Genomic DNA, 14,843 nt, shown 5'->3' with positions numbered 1-14,843 from the left:
GCCACAATGCACAGTGTGACTTCGCCAGACAGCCATCGCGCCGGATTCGCCTGCTTTGTGGGGAGGCCGAACGTCGGCAAGTCCACGCTGATGAACGCCCTCGTCGGCAGCAAGGTGGCGATCACCTCGTCCAAGCCGCAGACCACCAGGCGCGTCATCAGGGGCATCGTGCACCGTCCCGACGCCCAGCTCGTCATCGTCGACACGCCGGGGCTGCACCGCCCGCGCACGCTGCTCGGCGAGCGGCTCGACAGCCTGGTGTTGTCCACGCTGACCGAGGTCGACGCGATCGGCTTCTGCGTGCCGGCCAACGAGCCGATCGGCAAGGGCGACCGGTTCATCGCCGACAAGCTTGCGGCGGTGAAGAAGACCCCGGTCGTCGCGGTGGTGACCAAGTGCGACCTGGCGAGCAAGGAGCAGATCGCCGAGCAGCTGCTGGCGGTCTCGGAGGTGGGGGAGTTCGCCGCCATCGTGCCCGTGTCGGCGCAGTCGGGTGACCAGCTCGGCGTGCTGGCCGACGTGCTGATCGAGCACATGCCCGAGTCGCCGCCGCTTTATGAGGACGGCCGGCTCACCGACGAGCCCGAGCAGATCCTGGTCGGCGAGCTGATCAGGGAGGCGGCGCTGGAGGGCGTGCGTGACGAGCTGCCCCACTCGATCGCCGTCGTCGTCGACGAGATGTTGCCCAGGGAGGGCCGCGACGACCTGCTCGACATCTACGCGCACCTGTTCGTGGAGCGCCCGTCCCAGAAGGCGATCGTCATCGGGCACAAGGGCGGGCGGCTGCGCGAGGTCGGCACCAAGGCCCGCCAGCAGATCGAAGGGCTGCTGGGCACGCGGGTCTATCTCGACCTGCGCATCAGCGTGGCCAAAGACTGGCAGCGCGACCCGAAGCAGCTGCGCCGCCTGGGCTTCTACGACTGACGGGCGGACCTGGCAGGCGTGCCGGGGCGCCGTTCAGTCCTGTGCGGGCGACGGCGGGCGGGCGGCGGCGAGGGCCGGCTGGAGCAGGCCGGTGACGTCGTCGCGGGCCGCCAGCCCGCGGACCTGCCGGGCGAGCGCCGCGACGGCCTCCGGCGGGAGCACGCGCGAGGCGTTCAGCCGGTACTTCTCCTCCAGCTCGTCCATGCTCAGCGGATGCTCGGGCCCGCCCCGCGAGCTGTGCACCCGATGCTCCAGCCGCCGCCCGTCCCTGGCCCGTACGCGCAGCACGGCCGAGAACGCCAGCGGGAACTCCTCCGTGCACACCTCGTCGGCCACCACCCGCACCCGGGCGGCCAGGGCGAGCCGCTTCTCGTCGCGGAAGGCGGCCTCGGTGAAGTCGTCGAGGTGCAGCCCGAGCCCGCCGCCGCCGACCAGCGCGCTGGCCACCGTGTACGGCCCGGAGAACTTGGCATGGTACGGAGTCCGGGGCCGCACCTTCTCCTCGTACGGCTCGCCGATCGTGCGCAGCGGCGCGGCCGCCACGCCCAGCTCGATCTCCGCCACGTCCTCGGCCCGCAGCCCCTGGGCCCGCAGCGCGAGCGCCGCGTCGATGCCGGGATGGGTGAAGTGGTTGGACGGGTACGGCTTGTAGACCGTACGCAGGAGCTCCCACCGCTCGCCGAGCCCGTCGGTGATCGCGGCCGCGTCGTAACGCCCGTCGAGGAACGCCTGGAAGAAGCCGAAACGCCCCTCGAAGACCGTCGGCGGCCCGGTCACCCCTTCGGCGGCCATCATGGCGGCGACGACGCCCGCGTGGGCCGCCCAGCCGGACGCGCTTGACGGTGCCGCCGGTGCGGTTGGCCTCGATGACCCCGGCTCCCATGCTCGCGGCGATGCCCATGGCCGCCGCGATGCCGCCGGCGTCCAGGTTCATGAGTAAGGCCGACGCGGCGGCGGCGCCGACGGTGCCGCAGATGGACGTGGCGTGCCAGCCCTTCTCGAAGAACAGCGAGTTGCGCAGCTCGGGCAGGTAGGAGGCCATGCCGAGCCGGTTGGTGATCTCGTTGCCCACGGCGATGGCCTGGCACAGCGCCGCCCCGGGCGCGCGTGCCGACTCCGCGACCGCCAGCGCGGCGGGCACGACGGAGGCGGACGGGTGCAGCACCGAGGGCAGGTGGGTGTCGTCGAAGTCGAGTGCGTGCGCGAGCGTGCCGTTGACCAGGGCGGCCGACGGCGCGGGGAGCGCGAGCGGGTGGCCGAGCACGGAGGACTCGCCGGCTCCGCCCCACCGGTCGGCCAGCCGCCTGACCGCCTCGTGCGGCTCGTCGTGACCGGTGAGCTCCAGGGCGGCCAGGCCGTTGCCGAACATGTCGAGCACGCGACCCGTGACGTCGTCCATGACGGGCGCGGGCAGCCCCGTGCGGGCGTGCGCGGCGAACTCGGCGAGGGCGGAGACGATGGTCACGCCGGGCAGGCCGGTCATGACGCGAGCACCGCGAGCGGCCGTACGGGGGCGCCGGTGGCGCCGACGACGTGCAGCGGGTTGATCACCAGCAGGAACTCGGTCGCGCCGACCTCGCGCAGCCGGGTCAGCCGCATGGTCTCCACGATGTTCACCCCGGCCTCCACCAGGAGGATGCGGTGCACCGGCAGCGTGGCGTGGCCGCGTCCCGCCGCGATGTGCTCGAACGCGATGGTCTCCCCGCCGGCCACCTTGACGCCCCGCTCGACCAGCCAGCGGGCGGCGTCGGCGCCGGGCCCCGGCACGCCGCCCTCCTCGCCGACGAACCGGGACGGTCTTTCCCATTCGAGCGACCAGCCGGTGCCGATCAGCACCGCGTCGCCGGGCCGGATGGCCACGCCCGTCCTTTTCAGCGCCGTCTCCAGGTCGTCGCGGGTCACCTCGTATCCGGGGGGCAGCACGTCCACGCCGTGCACGGCGTGGACGTCGAGCAGCACGCCGCGCCCCACGTACGGGGGGAAGGTCTCGATGCCGAGCCGGGACAGCCCCTTGTGCGACTGGATGCCCGCGACCTCGACCCCGCCGTACGCGTGCCCGTCGTGGGAGACGTGGCCGAGCGCGTCGACGTGGGTGCCCACGTGCCCGCCGGTGACGATCAGCTCGTTGGCGGCCGACCCGCCGTCCTCGCGCACCATGTCGCCGTGGCGGCGCTCGATGACCATCCGGAACCTGGGATGGTTCGGCGACTGGGGCATGCCCGTCCGCATGGGCTGGGCGAGGTCCACGATCTCGGAGCCGTCGAGCCGCTGCCAGAGCGTCGTCCCTGTCTGTTCAACCTGCATGCGAAGATTGTCGCAGCAACCTGATCATCGTCCGCGCCTTGCCGGGGCCGTCAGCCGCGGCGCACCAGGGCCACGACGGCCAGCAGGATCACCGCGACGGCCGACGCCAGCGCCGCGAACCAGCCGAACCTGATCACCGGCTCGATCGACAGCAGGTCGCCGAGGTCGACGGAGACCCGGTCGCGCAGGCCACGGTCGCCGGTCACGAACGACACCAGCACCACCACGGCCGCGCCTCCCGGGACGGCGGCCAGCGCGGCCAGCCGCGGCCGCCCGAGCACCCCGGCGAACCCGCACGCCAGCGCCGCCAGCCCGGCCACCAGGCTGTAGACCCCGGCCGCCGCGTCGACGCCGCGGACGTCATCGGCGATCGCACCACCGATGAGCTCGCTGCGCGCCTCCACCCCGGCCCACGGCAGGACCGCGCAGGACATCAGCAGGGCGCCCGCGATCACGACGCCCAGCGGGGCGCCGCGGCGGGCGCGCGGCCCGGTGGGTGAGCGGGCGAGTGAGCGGGTGGTCGGGCTGGTGGGCTCGGGCTGCGGAAAGTCGGCCACACGATCAGGGTAAGCCGGGCCCCGCCGCGCCACCAGCGGCCGCTACTCACGCGACGAAGCCCTCACCGCCCCGCGAGCCGCCGCCGATTCGTGAGCCGCCCGTTCTCCCCACTCCAGCCGCGAGCGCAGCCGCACCGCGTCGGCGGCCAGAGCGGACACCAGCGTGCCCGACACCGCCAGCGGCAGCACGGCGACCCCGTCGGCCACGATCGTCTCCCCGGCGCAAGCCGTCAGGAACGTGGTGCCGACGCAGCGGGCCGCACCATAGACGGCGGGGGAGGCGTCGAGATCCGGGTCGCCGACGGTGAACTCCTGCCGGAGCAGCGGCAGGCCGTCGCAGGTGGCGTCGAAGCGAGCATGGCAGCGGCCCGGCGCCTCACCGTGCCGCCCGAAGACGATCTCCTCCCGCCACGACACGCTCGCGCCCGGCTCCACCGCCAGCCGTACCAGCAGGCGGTGTTCGCACCCGGCGGCGAGCACCGTCGGCTCCGGCGCGAACCGGAGCGAGGCTCCCGCGCCCACCCGGGCGGTGACCATCAGCTCCGACACGCCCTCGCCTGGCAGGACCAGGGTGCTCGCGACCGAGCCCAGCTCCAGCGTGGTGCGCGGGGCGACGTCGAGGTCCAAGGCGAGCCGGTCGCCGCCGAGCGGACCGGCCGCGGTGGAGAGGAGGTGGACGGCGCACGGGCCGGTCTGGCGCAACGTGAGCGGCGGGGCCGAGGCCAGCCGCCGCACGACGGTCGTGCCGTCCCGCGCCTGCGCCGTCGCCACGGCGGCGTGCGCCCGCATGGCTCGGCGTCCCGAGCAGGCGCGCGCGGGGGCCGTGTCCCCGGGCATCAGGCGATGGGCGCCGGGTGGGCGTGCGACCAGGCGCGCACCTGCTCCGCGACCCAGCCCGCCACGTCGCCGGCCGCAGGGTCCCGCCTGATCGAGGTGAACACGACCGGCCGCTCGCCCCGCACGGCCGCCGCGTCACGCGCCATCACGCCCAGGTCGGCACCCACCATCGACGCCAGGTCGGTCTTGTTGACCACCAGCAGATCCGCCGCCGTGACCCCCGGTCCGCCCTTGCGCGGCACCTTGTCGCCGCCCGACACGTCCAGCACGAAGATCTGCCGGTCGGCCAGCCCTCGGCTGAACGTCGCCGTCAGGTTGTCGCCACCGCTCTCCACGATCACCAGGTCCAGCGGGCCGAACCGGCATTCCAGCGTCTCCACGGCGTCGAGGTTGGCGGCGATGTCGTCGCGGATGGCGGTGTGGGGGCAGCAGCCGGTCTCCACGGCCAGGATGCGCTCCTCGTCGAGCACGCCCGCACCGCGCAGGAAGTCGGCGTCCTCGGTGGTGTAGATGTCGTTCGTCACCACACCCAGCGACAACGACGGGCCCAGCGTCCGGCACAGCGCGGCGACCAGGGCCGTCTTGCCGCTGCCCACGGGGCCGCCGACCCCGAGCCGCAGCGCCCTGCCCCGGCCGTCGGGGGCGTGGTGGTGATCGTCGTGATGGATGCCCATCGTCGAGGTCCTTTCCTAGGAGACGAACAACCTGGTCCCGGCCCGGGCATGCCGCTCGGCCAGGAGATCGAGGGCGGGCGCCGAGTGCGCGGGCAACGCCGCCCAGCGCACCTGGGCGCCGCCGGGGCGCGCGCCCGCGTCCGGGCGGCCGGGACGCGGGGGCGCGTGCGCGCCATCGGGACGGGCGCGCGGCGTGGTGGGGCCGGGGTGCCCGGTCGTGACGGCCGTCCGGGCGTCGGCGGCCACGGCGGACAACTCGGTCGTGAGGTCGGCCAGCAGGCCGTGCACGGCGACCGGATCCAGGCCCAGCAGGCGGACCGCCGCCGTGGCCGGGCCGTTGACCGCGTGGTACGCCGCCGCCAGCGCCGCGTCCCCCGGTGCCGCTCCCGCCGCGTGCGCCGCCACCCCGAGCGCGACCGGATGATACGGCTGCGGTACGGCCCGCGCCAGCTCGTCGAGCACCGGCGACGGCCACACCCGCCGGGCGACCCTGAGCAGCAGCCTGCCCTGCGTCCTGGAGGCGTCCCGCTGGGCGGGTGACGCGGTCCTGGCGTCGACCTCCCTGTCGAGCGCCGCCCAGGGGCCCGCGTCGCCCCCCGCCGGGAGCCCGGGTGGTGGGGCGGCGGCGGGAGGCGTAGCGGCGGCGCAGGCGCAGGCGGCGGCGGTGAGGGCGGCCGCGAGCGCGCCCGCCGTGTGGAGGCGGCCGCGCAGGAAGCGCGCGAGTGAGGGCACGTCGTGCACCGCCCCCGAGGCGATGGCCTGTTCGGCGCCCCCCGAGTGGGCGTGGCCGCCGGCCGGGAGGCGGGAGTCGGTGAGGAGGAGCAGGGCGGGGTGCATCAGAAGAGGAAGTACCGCTGGGCCATGGGCAGGCGGGCGGCCGGGGCGGGCTCGATGAGCTCGCCGTCGACGCGGACCTCGAACGTGTCGGGCGCGACCTCGATCCTCGGCAGGGCGTCGTTGAGGGGCATCGCGGACTTGCCGCGCCGGCGTACGTCCTGGACGGGCGCCAGGCGGCGGCGCACCGCGAGACGGTCGGCGAGGCCCGCGTCCAGGGCCGCGGGCGCGACGAAGTGGAGCGAGGTGGCGGCGGCCGTGACCGGCGACGCGCCGAACATGGGACGGGGCAGCACCGGCTGGGGCGTGGGGATGGAGGCGTTGGCGTCGCCCATCTGGGCCCACGCGACGACGCCGCCCTTCAGCACCAGGTCGGGCTTGACCCCGAAGAACGCGGGGCTCCACAGCACGAGATCGGCGAGCTTGCCGGGCTCGACGGAGCCGAGCTCGTCGTCCAGCCCGTGGGCGATGGCCGGACATATCGTATATTTCGCGATATAGCGCTGTGCCCGCAGGTTGTCCGCCGGCCCTCCGCCGAGCGCCCCCCGCCGCCCCTTCATCACGTGGGCCGTCTGCCACGTACGGATGATCGTCTCCCCGATCCGGCCCATCGCCTGCGAGTCGGAACCGATCATCGAGATCGCCCCGAGGTCGTGCAGCACGTCCTCGGCCGCCATCGTCGCGGGCCTGATGCGCGACTCGGCGAAGGCCAGGTCCTCGGGGGTCGACGGGTTGAGATGGTGGCAGACCATCAGCATGTCGAGGTGCTCGTCGAGCGTGTTGGCGGTGTGCGGCCGGGTGGGGTTGGTGGAGGACGGCAGGATGTTGGCCTGACCGGCCACCCGGATGATGTCGGGCGCGTGCCCGCCGCCCGCCCCTTCCGTGTGGTAAGCGTGGATCGTGCGGTCGCCGATGGCCTCGAGCGTCGACTCGACGAACCCGGCCTCGTTCAGCGTGTCGGTGTGCAGCGTCACCTGCACGCCCGCCGCGTCGGCCACGCTCAGGCAGGCGTCGATGGCGGCGGGCGTGGAGCCCCAGTCCTCGTGCAGCTTGAAGCCGGAGGCCCCGGCCGCGAGCTGCTCGCGCAGCCCTTCGGCGCTGACCGTGTTCCCCTTGCCGAGCAGCGCGAAGTTCAGCGGGTACGCGTCGAGCGACTCCAGCATCCGGCCGAGATACCAGGCCCCGGTGACGGTCGTGGCCTTGGTGCCCTCGACGGGCCCCGTGCCGCCTCCGACGATCGTGGTGACCCCCGACGCGATGGCCTCGTCGAGGAGTTGCGGGCAGATGAGGTGGACGTGGGAGTCGACGGCCCCGGCGGTGAGGATCCTGCCGTTGCCCGCGAGCACCTCCGTGGACGGCCCGATGACCAGGTCGACGCCGTCCATCGTGTCGGGGTTGCCGGCCTTGCCGATGGCGTACACGCGGCCGTCGCGGACGCCGACGTCGGCCTTCACCACGCCCCAGTGGTCGAGGATGACCGCGCCGGTGATGACCAGGTCGGCCGCGCCCTCCGCGCGGGTGGTCCGCGCCTGGCCCATCGACTCGCGGATGACCTTGCCGCCGCCGAAGACGGCCTCCTCGCCGGCCCCCGCCGGGCCCATCGCGCGGTCCTCGGTGACCTCGATGAACAGGTCGGTGTCGGCCAGCCGGATGCGGTCGCCGGTGGTGGGTCCGTAGAGTGCCGCGTAGCGGGCACGCGCGATGTCACCCATCGAGCGGCCCCGCCCACTCCTGCCGCAGGCCCGGCACGACCCGGCCGCCCGCGATCGGCACCAGCGTCACATCGCGCTCGACGCCGGGCTCGAACCTCGTCGCCGTCCCCGACGGCACGTCGAGCCGCATCCCCCAGGCCGCCTTCCTGTCGAACTCCAGCCCCGGGTTGGCGGCCGCGAAATGATAGTGGGAACCCACCTGCACCGGCCGGTCAGCGGTGTTGACCACCCGCACCGTCACCCGCTCCCGCCCCGGGTTGAGCTCGATCGCGCCCTCGGGATGGGCGTACTCGCCCGGGATCACGGGATCGGCCTGTGCACGGTGACCAGCTTCGTGCCGTCGGGGAACGTGGCCTCGATCTGCACGCTCTCCAGCATCTCCGGCACGCCGTCCATGACGTCGGCGCGGTCGAGCACCGACCGCCCGGCCTCCATCAGGTTGGCGACGCTGCGCCCGTCCCTGGCGCCCTCCATGAGGAACGACGCGATGACGGCGGTGGCCTCGGGGTGGTTGAGCCGCAGGCCCCTGGCCCGCCGCTCGCGCGCCACCCCGGCGGCGACGTGGATGAGCAGCCGTTCCTGCTCGTGTGAGGTTAGCCGCATGGCCGGACCATAGGAACCGGCCGTTTCCTGGGTGTTGCCGCGCTATGTCGGGTCGGTTTCGCTCTCGCGCTGAACCGCCGTATGTCGGGATAAGTGCGCCTATGAACGTCGGGTAATCGCCTCTTTACACGCGGGCGATGTTGTCGGTAACCGGCCTTGAGCCGGGGTACGGAAGGGCGCGCGTGTTGTTCGGCGCCTCGCTGAGGGCCGGGCCTGGGCAACTCGTGTGCGTCATGGACGCAACGGCGTCGGCAAGACCACGCTGCTCGACACCGTCATGGGGGTGCTGCCCGCGGCGGCCGGCACGGTCACGTTCGACGGCCGCGACGTCACCGGGCTCAAGCCGCACGAGCGGGTGCGGCTCGGCATGGGGTACGTACCGCAGGGTCACCAGTGTTTCCCCCAGCTGTCCGTCCAGGGCAACCCGCTGGTGACCCTGGAGGCCGCCAAGCAGCCCAAGCAGGCGTCGACGAGGCCCTCGACCTCTCCCCCGCGCTCGAACCGCTGCTCAGGCGGAGCGCGGACCACCTGCCGGGAGGCCAGCAGCAGCCCGCCATGGCCCGTGCCCTCGTCACCGGGCCGAGGACCTGCACCGCGCGGACGTGCGCCGCCTGCCGGCCGTGTGAGGCCCAAGCCCGCTGCGGGTCGACGGGGGCGTCACCGCGGAGTCTGCGCCAGGAAGGCCCGCGTGTTCGCGGCGGCCTGCCGGTCGCCGGTCGCCTCGAAGACCTCCAGCGCCGCCCCGGCCAGCTCGCGCGCCCGCCCGGTCGCGCCCTCCGCCCGGTTGACCCGGGCCAGGGCCAGCAGCGCGTGCGCGTCGAGCAGCCGGTCGCCGAGGCGTACGGCGATGCCCCTCGCCTGCTCGGCGGCGGCCCTGGCGGCCGGTCTGGCGGCCTGCGCCAGGCGTACCGCCGACAGGTCGAGCAGGGTGTCGGCCTGCCGGTGCCGGTCACCCAGCTCCGCCAGGCGCCCGACGGCGGCCGCCAGCAACCCGCCGGCCTCGTCCAGCCGGCCGGCGCGGCGCAGCACCGCGCCGAGCACCCGCTCGGCGTCGGCCGTGTCGCGCTCGTTGCCGGCCTCCTCCAGGCAGGCGCGCAGCGCCCGCTCGGCTTCATCCAGCCGGCCCAGCTCCAGGTGGACGCGGGCCAGCCGGCGTACGGCGTGGTTGACGTCGCGCGCGCGGCCCTGCCGCCTGACCATGTCCAGCGCGAGCTCCAACCGCTCGGACGCGCGCTCCCACTCCCGCTCGGCCAGATGCAGGTCGCCCAGATCCAGCAGGATCAGCGCCTCGCCCTCGTCGTCGGCCGACCGCCGCGCCGACTCCAGCGCCGGCCCGGTCACGGACCGCCAGTCGTCGAGGTAGCGGTGGCGTTCGAGGAAGGGCCCCAGAAGGTGCGCCAGCCGCCAGCACTCGTCGTCGAGCCCCGCCGCGTGCAGGTCGGCGACCAGGCTCACCAGGAACGCCCGTTCGGCTGCCAGCCACTCGACCGACTCCCTGATGTCCCTGGTGGCCACGGCCGTCGCCGGGTCGCCCGACACCAGGGAGAACCGCGACGCCCGCACCCGGTCCAGCACCACCGCCGCCAGCCTCGCCAGCACCCCGGGGACGGGCTGCTCGCGGGCGAACAACCTGGTCAGATCGTGCATCCGGTAGCGAACCTGGCCCGCCACGTCGACCCCGTACGTCTCCAGCAGGCCCGCGTCCACCAGCGTCTCGGCCTGCCCGCCGAGCTGCTCGGTCACCCAGTCGGCGAAGTCGGGCGCCGACAGCGCGCCGAGCCCGCGCAACGTCAGCCGGGCCGGCTCCGGCAGCCCGTCGAAGCCGATCGCGAGCACGCTGCGGACCGTCTGGTCGCCCGCGTGCAGCCGGTCGAGCCGCTCGTGCTCGTCCTCCAGCAGGCGCACCAGATAGTCGACGGTCCACTCCGGCCTGGCCGCCAGCCGGGAGCCGGCGATGCGCAGCGCGATCGGCAGGCCGCCGCAGAACCGCGCCAGGCTGCGCATGGCGTCGCTCGCCGCGCGCCCGGAACACCTCGCGAGCAGGTCGAGCGCCTCCCCGTCGTCCAGCACGCCGACGGACAACCGCCGCGCCCCGGTCAGCCCGCCGAGCGAGGAACGGCTGGTCACGACCGTCGGGCAGGACGTCAGCAGCGGCCGCACCTGGGCCTCGGCCGCGGCGTTGTCCAGCAGCACCAGCAGCCCGCGGCCGGCCGCGTACGTGCGGAAGAGCCGTTCACGCTGCTCCAGCGACGCGGGGATCGCCTGGGCCGGGCAGCCCAGCCAGCGCAGGAAGTCCTCCAGCACCGCCGCCGGCGCCGTCGTCTCGCGCAGGTCGGCGTACAGGATGCCGTCGGGGAAATTCTCGCGCCCCCGCCAGGCCGCGTGCACGGCCAGCGCCGACTTGCCCGCACCCGCCTGGCCGTGCACCACGACCTGGCCGCCGATCACCCGGTCGAGCAGGGCGGCCCGTCCCGTGAAACCCGCCACGTCGGGCGGCAGCAGCACCGGCGGGCCCGCCGACACGTGCAGCGACGCGTCGTCGTACAACATGCGGTGGTAGAGCAGCTGCAACTCCGGGTCGGGCTCGATCGCGTGGCCGCCGTCGAGCTGGTCGCGCAGCACCGCGTACGCGGCCAGCGCGTCCACCCGCCGGCCGCTGCGGTAGAGGGCCAGCATGTACTGTCCGCGGAAACGCTGCCACGTCGGATGTTGCCGGGTCAGCCGGCGCAGCTCGGCCAGCAGCTCGCGATGGCGGCCCGCGTCCAGATCGGCCTGCAGCCTGCGCTCCAGGGCGAGCAGCCGCAGCTCGCCGAGCTCCTCGCGCAGCCGGCGCGTCTCCGACCACCGCTCGCCCTCGGGGTCGACGTCCTCCAGGACCTCGCCCCGCCACAACTCCAGCGCCTCCTCGTAGGCGCCCTTGTCGACCAGTAACCGGAACCGGTCGACGTCGAGCCCGCCGTCGCCGACGGCCAGCACGTACGACCCCGACACGGTGCCGATCACGTCTTTCCCGAGCAGCTGCCTGAGCCGGCCGACGTAGCCGCGGATGAGAGAGTCGGAGCGGTCACCTCCCTCGCGCGGCCACAACAGCCGCCGCAGCCGCTCGACGGTCAGCGGCCGGCCGGCGTTGAGCAGGAACATGGCCAGCAGATCACGGAGCTTGGGCGTCGTGGGCGTCAGATCCCGGTCGCCGTCGGCCACCTCGAGCGGCCCCATGATGCGAAAGTCCACACGACCCTTCCTTCGAGCCTTCGAGCTTCCGAGGAGAGATGTCGATCAGGATGGCACACCGCGGCGGTGTCAGGGCGCCCAGGCTCGGGCCGTGCGGACGATCTCCTCCAGATGGCCGCTGTGCGCGCCGTGCCAGTAGACCTGGCCGCACTTCCCGCACCGGCCGTAGGCGTCGTAGCTGCGCCGCGTGCCGGCCGCCAGCAGCGGCTCGATCTCGACCTTGGCCACCTGCTCCAGCTCGCCGTTGCACGCCGTGCACCGGGTCCACGGGCGCAGCGGCGGCGCGAAGCGCTCCAGCAGGTCGCGGAGCTGGTCGGTGGGCCGCGAGCCGCGGACGTACGCGCCCAGCCACAGCGCGCGGCGGCGCAGCAGGCCGCGGTCCTGCGTGAGCAGCACCCGCCGCTCCTCGTTCGCCTGCGCCACCAGCGCCGGATCGTCCATGTCGTTGTGGTAGGCGGTGTCGATGCCGAGCAGCCGCAGCCGCCGCGCCAGCGTGCCCAGATGCACGTCCAGCAGGAACCGCGGCTCTTCGGGCAACTGCTGCGGGCGCGGCACCGGGTGCACCTCCACCACGTCGCCGGGCGCGAGCTGGTAGGACGGCGGCACGCCCTGGGCGCCGGCCACGATCATCGGGCCGACCTCCGTCAACGGGATGCCGATCGACTCGACGTGGTGCCCCAGCGTGGAGGTGCCGTCGGGGGCGACCTCCTGCCACTCGCGTCGCCGGCTCACCGGCAGGAACATCCTCAGCTCAGAGGCGATGCGCAGGCGTGCAGTCACAATCCCCATTCTGGTGGACCGGACCGCGGGAATTCATGCTGATATCTCCTGGTACGCGCTCACCTCAGCGGCGGATTCGCGTTCTTCGCCCGCTCCAGCGCCAGGTCGCCCCACCACTGGCCTCCCTCCGGCGACACGACACCGCGCTCGGGATCCTCCTCGCCGCCGGTGCCGCGCCTGCACCGGCCGCCCGACTCGCCCGGCCGCGCGATCCACAGGTACGCGTCGACCAGCTCCTCGCCCGTCTCCGTGGTGGGCCGCGGTCCGACGCCCCTGCCCGGAGGATTGCACCACACCTGCGGATCCTCGTACTTCTTCTCCTTCGGCCTCCACGAGCCCTGCCCGTTCCTGGCGGTGTCGATCACGAAGTGCGGCATCCTCGACCGGTCCAGCGGCGCGTCCTGCGGGCACTCGTCGCGGCCCGTCGCCAGCTGGACGCTGACGCACGCCGACAGCGCCTTGCCGTACTCGACGCTTCCCTCCGTACGCTGGTAGCCGGCGGTGTTGACGAAGAACCCGTCCGCCTCCTCGATCCCCGCCCCGATCAGCCGCCGCGCCATGATGTCGGTGCCCGGCCAGTAGTTCTGGCTGCCGTCGAGATAGACCGCCGTGCGAGGGCCGGACCTGAGGCTCCGCACGGCCTGCCTGAGGTCCCGGTAGCGCTGCTCGGGAGAGCCGTCCGCGTCGCACTTCTCCGTCCCCGGCAGCTTGACGAGGCTGGAGGGCTCCAGGATGACCACCGCCCCGGCCCGGCCGATCTGGCGGGCGATGCCCTTGATCCACTCCTGGTACGCCGCCATCTCCTCGGGCTCGATCGGCAGGCAGTCGCTTCCCGGCATGTAGTTGATCAGGAACACCGGGACACCGCCCTCCTTCTCGGCCGCCCTGATCGTGTCGTCCACCTTCGACCTGACCTCGGGCTGGTTGAGCCGGATGGCGTGGGGGACCGCGGCCAGCCTGCTCATCAGCTCCGCGTCCTCGGGGCGATCCTTCTGCCACAGCGCCGCCTGCCTGCTCGCGCCCGGCTCGGGCGGGGAGTAGAACGGCACCTTCCCCTGGGCCATCAGCGGGTTGCGGGCCGCGCCCGCCGGCCGGGTCGCGTCCTCACCTGTGGTGCCGTTCTGCCCGGCGGTGGCGGTGGCTTCGTACGCCGTCGTGCTGCCCGAGGTGCCTTCGTCACGCCACACGAGCGCGGCCGACACCCCGGCCACCGCCACGGCCACGGCCGCGGCGGCCGCCATCAGCTTGCGCCGCCCGCCCGCCGCCCCGAGCCGCGACAGCCCGCGCCTCGGGACGTCCCCCGGCCCGCCAGCATTCGCCGCTTCCGGACCGCTCCGATCCCCCAGACCGTTGTGCCCGTCCTCACCCGAGCCTGCCGGCCCTCCGAAACCGTCGCGACTCCCTTCGGGACCCACGGAACTTCCTGGACCCTGGGCCGGCCCGGCGGTGTCATCTGCGACGGCGGGCCGCCCGTCTCCTGACCCCGCACTGCCGCCTGTGCCTGCGGCATCCCCTCCTGGGATCGGCGTGCTAGGGCCGGTGGTGGTGCTCGCCCCGGAGCCCGAGGTGCTGAGGCGGTCCATCAGGTCCTGCGCCGTCGGGCGTTCAGCGGGGTTCTTGGCCAGCGACGCCACCACCAGGTCCCGCAGCGGTCCCGTGAGCCCGCGCAGGTCGGGGGGTTCGTTGACGATGCGCAGCAGAACCGTCGGCACCGAGCCCGACCCGAACGGCGGCACGCCCCCGGCGGCGAAGGCGACCGTACAGCCCCAGGAGAAGATGTCCGACGGCGGCCCGATCGTGACGCCCGACACCTGCTCGGGCGACATGTACGACGGCGTCCCCACGATCGCGCTGCTCATCTCCGCGCCCGCGAGCTGCGCGATGCCGAAGTCGATGACCTTGGGTCCCACCTGCGACAGCAGTACGTTCGACGGCTTCAGGTCACGATGCACCACCCCCGCCCCGTGGATGGCGCGCAGCGCCATGGCCATCGAGGCGGCCAGCCCGTCGAGAGCCGAGCCCCTGAGCGGCCCCGAGGAGCGGACGACGTCGTCGAGGCTGGGACCCTCGACATATTCGGTGACCAGATAGGCCATGTCACCTTGGACGTCGGCGTCGAGGACGGGAGCGGTGCAGAACCTGGCAACCCGCTTGGCGGCGGCCACCTCGCGGGCGAAGCGGCGCCTGAATCCGGCGTCCGCGTCCAGCCTGGCGTGGATCAGCTTGACGGCCACCTGCGTGCCGTCGGGGGAGCGGCCCAGGTAGACGACGCCCATGCCGCCCTCGCCCAGCCGGCCCAGGAGGGTGTACGGGCCCACCTGCCTGGGGTCTCCGTCTCTCAGCGCCTCCATGGTCATAGTGGGTCAGGTTAGCTTCCCGCGCGCCGG

General features: G+C 73.8%; 13 protein-coding genes and 2 pseudogenes. 2 read left to right on the top strand and 13 right to left on the bottom strand.

Annotated elements, in window-relative coordinates:
- The first annotated feature begins 15 nt into the window (after nt 1-15).
- Entirely contained in the window at nt 16-924 is a 909-nt protein-coding gene (era, locus tag ACZ6SA_RS03005; RefSeq protein ID WP_443150292.1) for a GTPase Era, read from the top strand.
- 33 nt (nt 925-957) lie between these two features.
- On the opposite strand, the gene ACZ6SA_RS03000 is transcribed toward era, so the two are convergent.
- From ACZ6SA_RS03000 to ACZ6SA_RS02955, 10 genes and pseudogenes are all read right to left on the bottom strand, one after another.
- On the bottom strand, nt 958-1,716 hold the full coding sequence (locus tag ACZ6SA_RS03000) for an MmgE/PrpD family protein (protein WP_465826636.1): 759 nt from the start codon (nt 1,714-1,716) through the stop codon (nt 958-960).
- A pseudogene (locus ACZ6SA_RS02995) lies at nt 1,699-2,323 on the bottom strand (MmgE/PrpD family protein); the annotation flags it as partial. The pseudogene ACZ6SA_RS02995 and the gene ACZ6SA_RS03000, both read right to left, overlap by 18 nt.
- A gap of 80 nt (nt 2,324-2,403) precedes the next feature.
- Nucleotides 2,404-3,228 carry a cyclase family protein gene (locus tag ACZ6SA_RS02990; protein WP_465826320.1) on the bottom strand — a complete coding sequence of 275 codons (825 nt, stop codon included), beginning with the start codon at nt 3,226-3,228 and terminating at the stop codon, nt 2,404-2,406.
- Between the two features lie 50 nt (nt 3,229-3,278).
- Nucleotides 3,279-3,785 (bottom strand): hypothetical protein, encoded by a 507-nt coding sequence (locus ACZ6SA_RS02985; RefSeq protein ID WP_347641708.1) that lies wholly within the window; start codon nt 3,783-3,785, stop codon nt 3,279-3,281.
- A 42-nt stretch (nt 3,786-3,827) separates the two neighbouring features.
- The gene (locus ACZ6SA_RS02980) at nt 3,828-4,622 is read right to left on the bottom strand and encodes an urease accessory protein UreD (RefSeq protein ID WP_465826317.1); all 795 of its coding nucleotides are present in this window, start codon (nt 4,620-4,622) and stop codon (nt 3,828-3,830) included.
- Nucleotides 4,622-5,296, bottom strand: a complete 675-nt coding sequence (ureG, locus tag ACZ6SA_RS02975; protein WP_443150295.1) for an urease accessory protein UreG — start codon at nt 5,294-5,296, stop codon at nt 4,622-4,624. The genes ACZ6SA_RS02980 and ureG overlap by 1 nt, the downstream gene beginning before the upstream one ends.
- A 15-nt stretch (nt 5,297-5,311) precedes the next feature.
- Nucleotides 5,312-6,133 (bottom strand): urease accessory protein UreF, encoded by an 822-nt coding sequence (locus ACZ6SA_RS02970; protein ID WP_465826315.1) that lies wholly within the window; start codon nt 6,131-6,133, stop codon nt 5,312-5,314.
- Nucleotides 6,133-7,842, bottom strand: a complete 1,710-nt coding sequence (locus tag ACZ6SA_RS02965; RefSeq protein WP_465826313.1) for an urease subunit alpha — start codon at nt 7,840-7,842, stop codon at nt 6,133-6,135. Before ACZ6SA_RS02965 ends, ACZ6SA_RS02970 begins: the two co-directional genes overlap by 1 nt.
- Entirely contained in the window at nt 7,835-8,146 is a 312-nt protein-coding gene (locus ACZ6SA_RS02960) for an urease subunit beta (RefSeq protein ID WP_465826311.1), read from the bottom strand. The genes ACZ6SA_RS02965 and ACZ6SA_RS02960 overlap by 8 nt, the downstream gene beginning before the upstream one ends.
- On the bottom strand, nt 8,143-8,445 hold the full coding sequence (locus tag ACZ6SA_RS02955; protein WP_465826309.1) for an urease subunit gamma: 303 nt from the start codon (nt 8,443-8,445) through the stop codon (nt 8,143-8,145). The genes ACZ6SA_RS02960 and ACZ6SA_RS02955 overlap by 4 nt, the downstream gene beginning before the upstream one ends.
- A gap of 277 nt (nt 8,446-8,722) precedes the next feature.
- Between ACZ6SA_RS02955 and ACZ6SA_RS02950 the strand changes: the two are divergent.
- A pseudogene (locus ACZ6SA_RS02950) lies at nt 8,723-8,857 on the top strand (ABC transporter ATP-binding protein); the annotation flags it as partial.
- A gap of 245 nt (nt 8,858-9,102) precedes the next feature.
- Here ACZ6SA_RS02950 and ACZ6SA_RS02945 read toward each other — a convergent pair.
- The 3 genes from ACZ6SA_RS02945 to ACZ6SA_RS02935 all read right to left on the bottom strand — a co-directional run bounded on the left by ACZ6SA_RS02945 (nt 9,103) and on the right by ACZ6SA_RS02935 (nt 14,813).
- Entirely contained in the window at nt 9,103-11,676 is a 2,574-nt protein-coding gene (locus ACZ6SA_RS02945) for an AfsR/SARP family transcriptional regulator (protein WP_465826307.1), read from the bottom strand.
- 69 nt (nt 11,677-11,745) lie between these two features.
- Nucleotides 11,746-12,465: a Mut7-C RNAse domain-containing protein gene (locus ACZ6SA_RS02940; RefSeq protein ID WP_465826305.1), complete on the bottom strand. Its 720-nt coding sequence runs from the start codon at nt 12,463-12,465 to the stop codon at nt 11,746-11,748.
- 50 nt (nt 12,466-12,515) lie between these two features.
- Nucleotides 12,516-14,813: a glycoside hydrolase family 6 protein gene (locus ACZ6SA_RS02935; RefSeq protein WP_465826303.1), complete on the bottom strand. Its 2,298-nt coding sequence runs from the start codon at nt 14,811-14,813 to the stop codon at nt 12,516-12,518.
- Between the last annotated feature and the right edge of the window lie 30 nt (nt 14,814-14,843).

Source organism: Nonomuraea sp. NPDC049378 (genome assembly GCF_055586745.1).
This window is presented reverse-complemented; position numbering and strand designations above follow the sequence as displayed.

Excerpts from the sequence above, each read along its gene's own strand:
- ACZ6SA_RS03000 (WP_465826636.1), bottom strand. The coding sequence starts at position 1,716 with ATGGCCGCCGAAGGGGTGACCGGGCCGCCGACGGTCTTCGAGGGGCGT.
- ACZ6SA_RS02990 (WP_465826320.1), bottom strand. The coding sequence starts at position 3,228 with ATGCAGGTTGAACAGACAGGGACGACGCTCTGGCAGCGGCTCGACGGC.
- ACZ6SA_RS02980 (WP_465826317.1), bottom strand. The coding sequence starts at position 4,622 with ATGCCCGGGGACACGGCCCCCGCGCGCGCCTGCTCGGGACGCCGAGCC.
- ureG (WP_443150295.1), bottom strand. The coding sequence starts at position 5,296 with ATGGGCATCCATCACGACGATCACCACCACGCCCCCGACGGCCGGGGC.
- ACZ6SA_RS02970 (WP_465826315.1), bottom strand. The coding sequence starts at position 6,133 with ATGCACCCCGCCCTGCTCCTCCTCACCGACTCCCGCCTCCCGGCCGGC.
- ACZ6SA_RS02965 (WP_465826313.1), bottom strand. The coding sequence starts at position 7,842 with ATGGGTGACATCGCGCGTGCCCGCTACGCGGCACTCTACGGACCCACC.
- ACZ6SA_RS02955 (WP_465826309.1), bottom strand. The coding sequence starts at position 8,445 with ATGCGGCTAACCTCACACGAGCAGGAACGGCTGCTCATCCACGTCGCC.
- ACZ6SA_RS02940 (WP_465826305.1), bottom strand. The coding sequence starts at position 12,465 with ATGGGGATTGTGACTGCACGCCTGCGCATCGCCTCTGAGCTGAGGATG.
- ACZ6SA_RS02935 (WP_465826303.1), bottom strand. The coding sequence starts at position 14,813 with ATGACCATGGAGGCGCTGAGAGACGGAGACCCCAGGCAGGTGGGCCCG.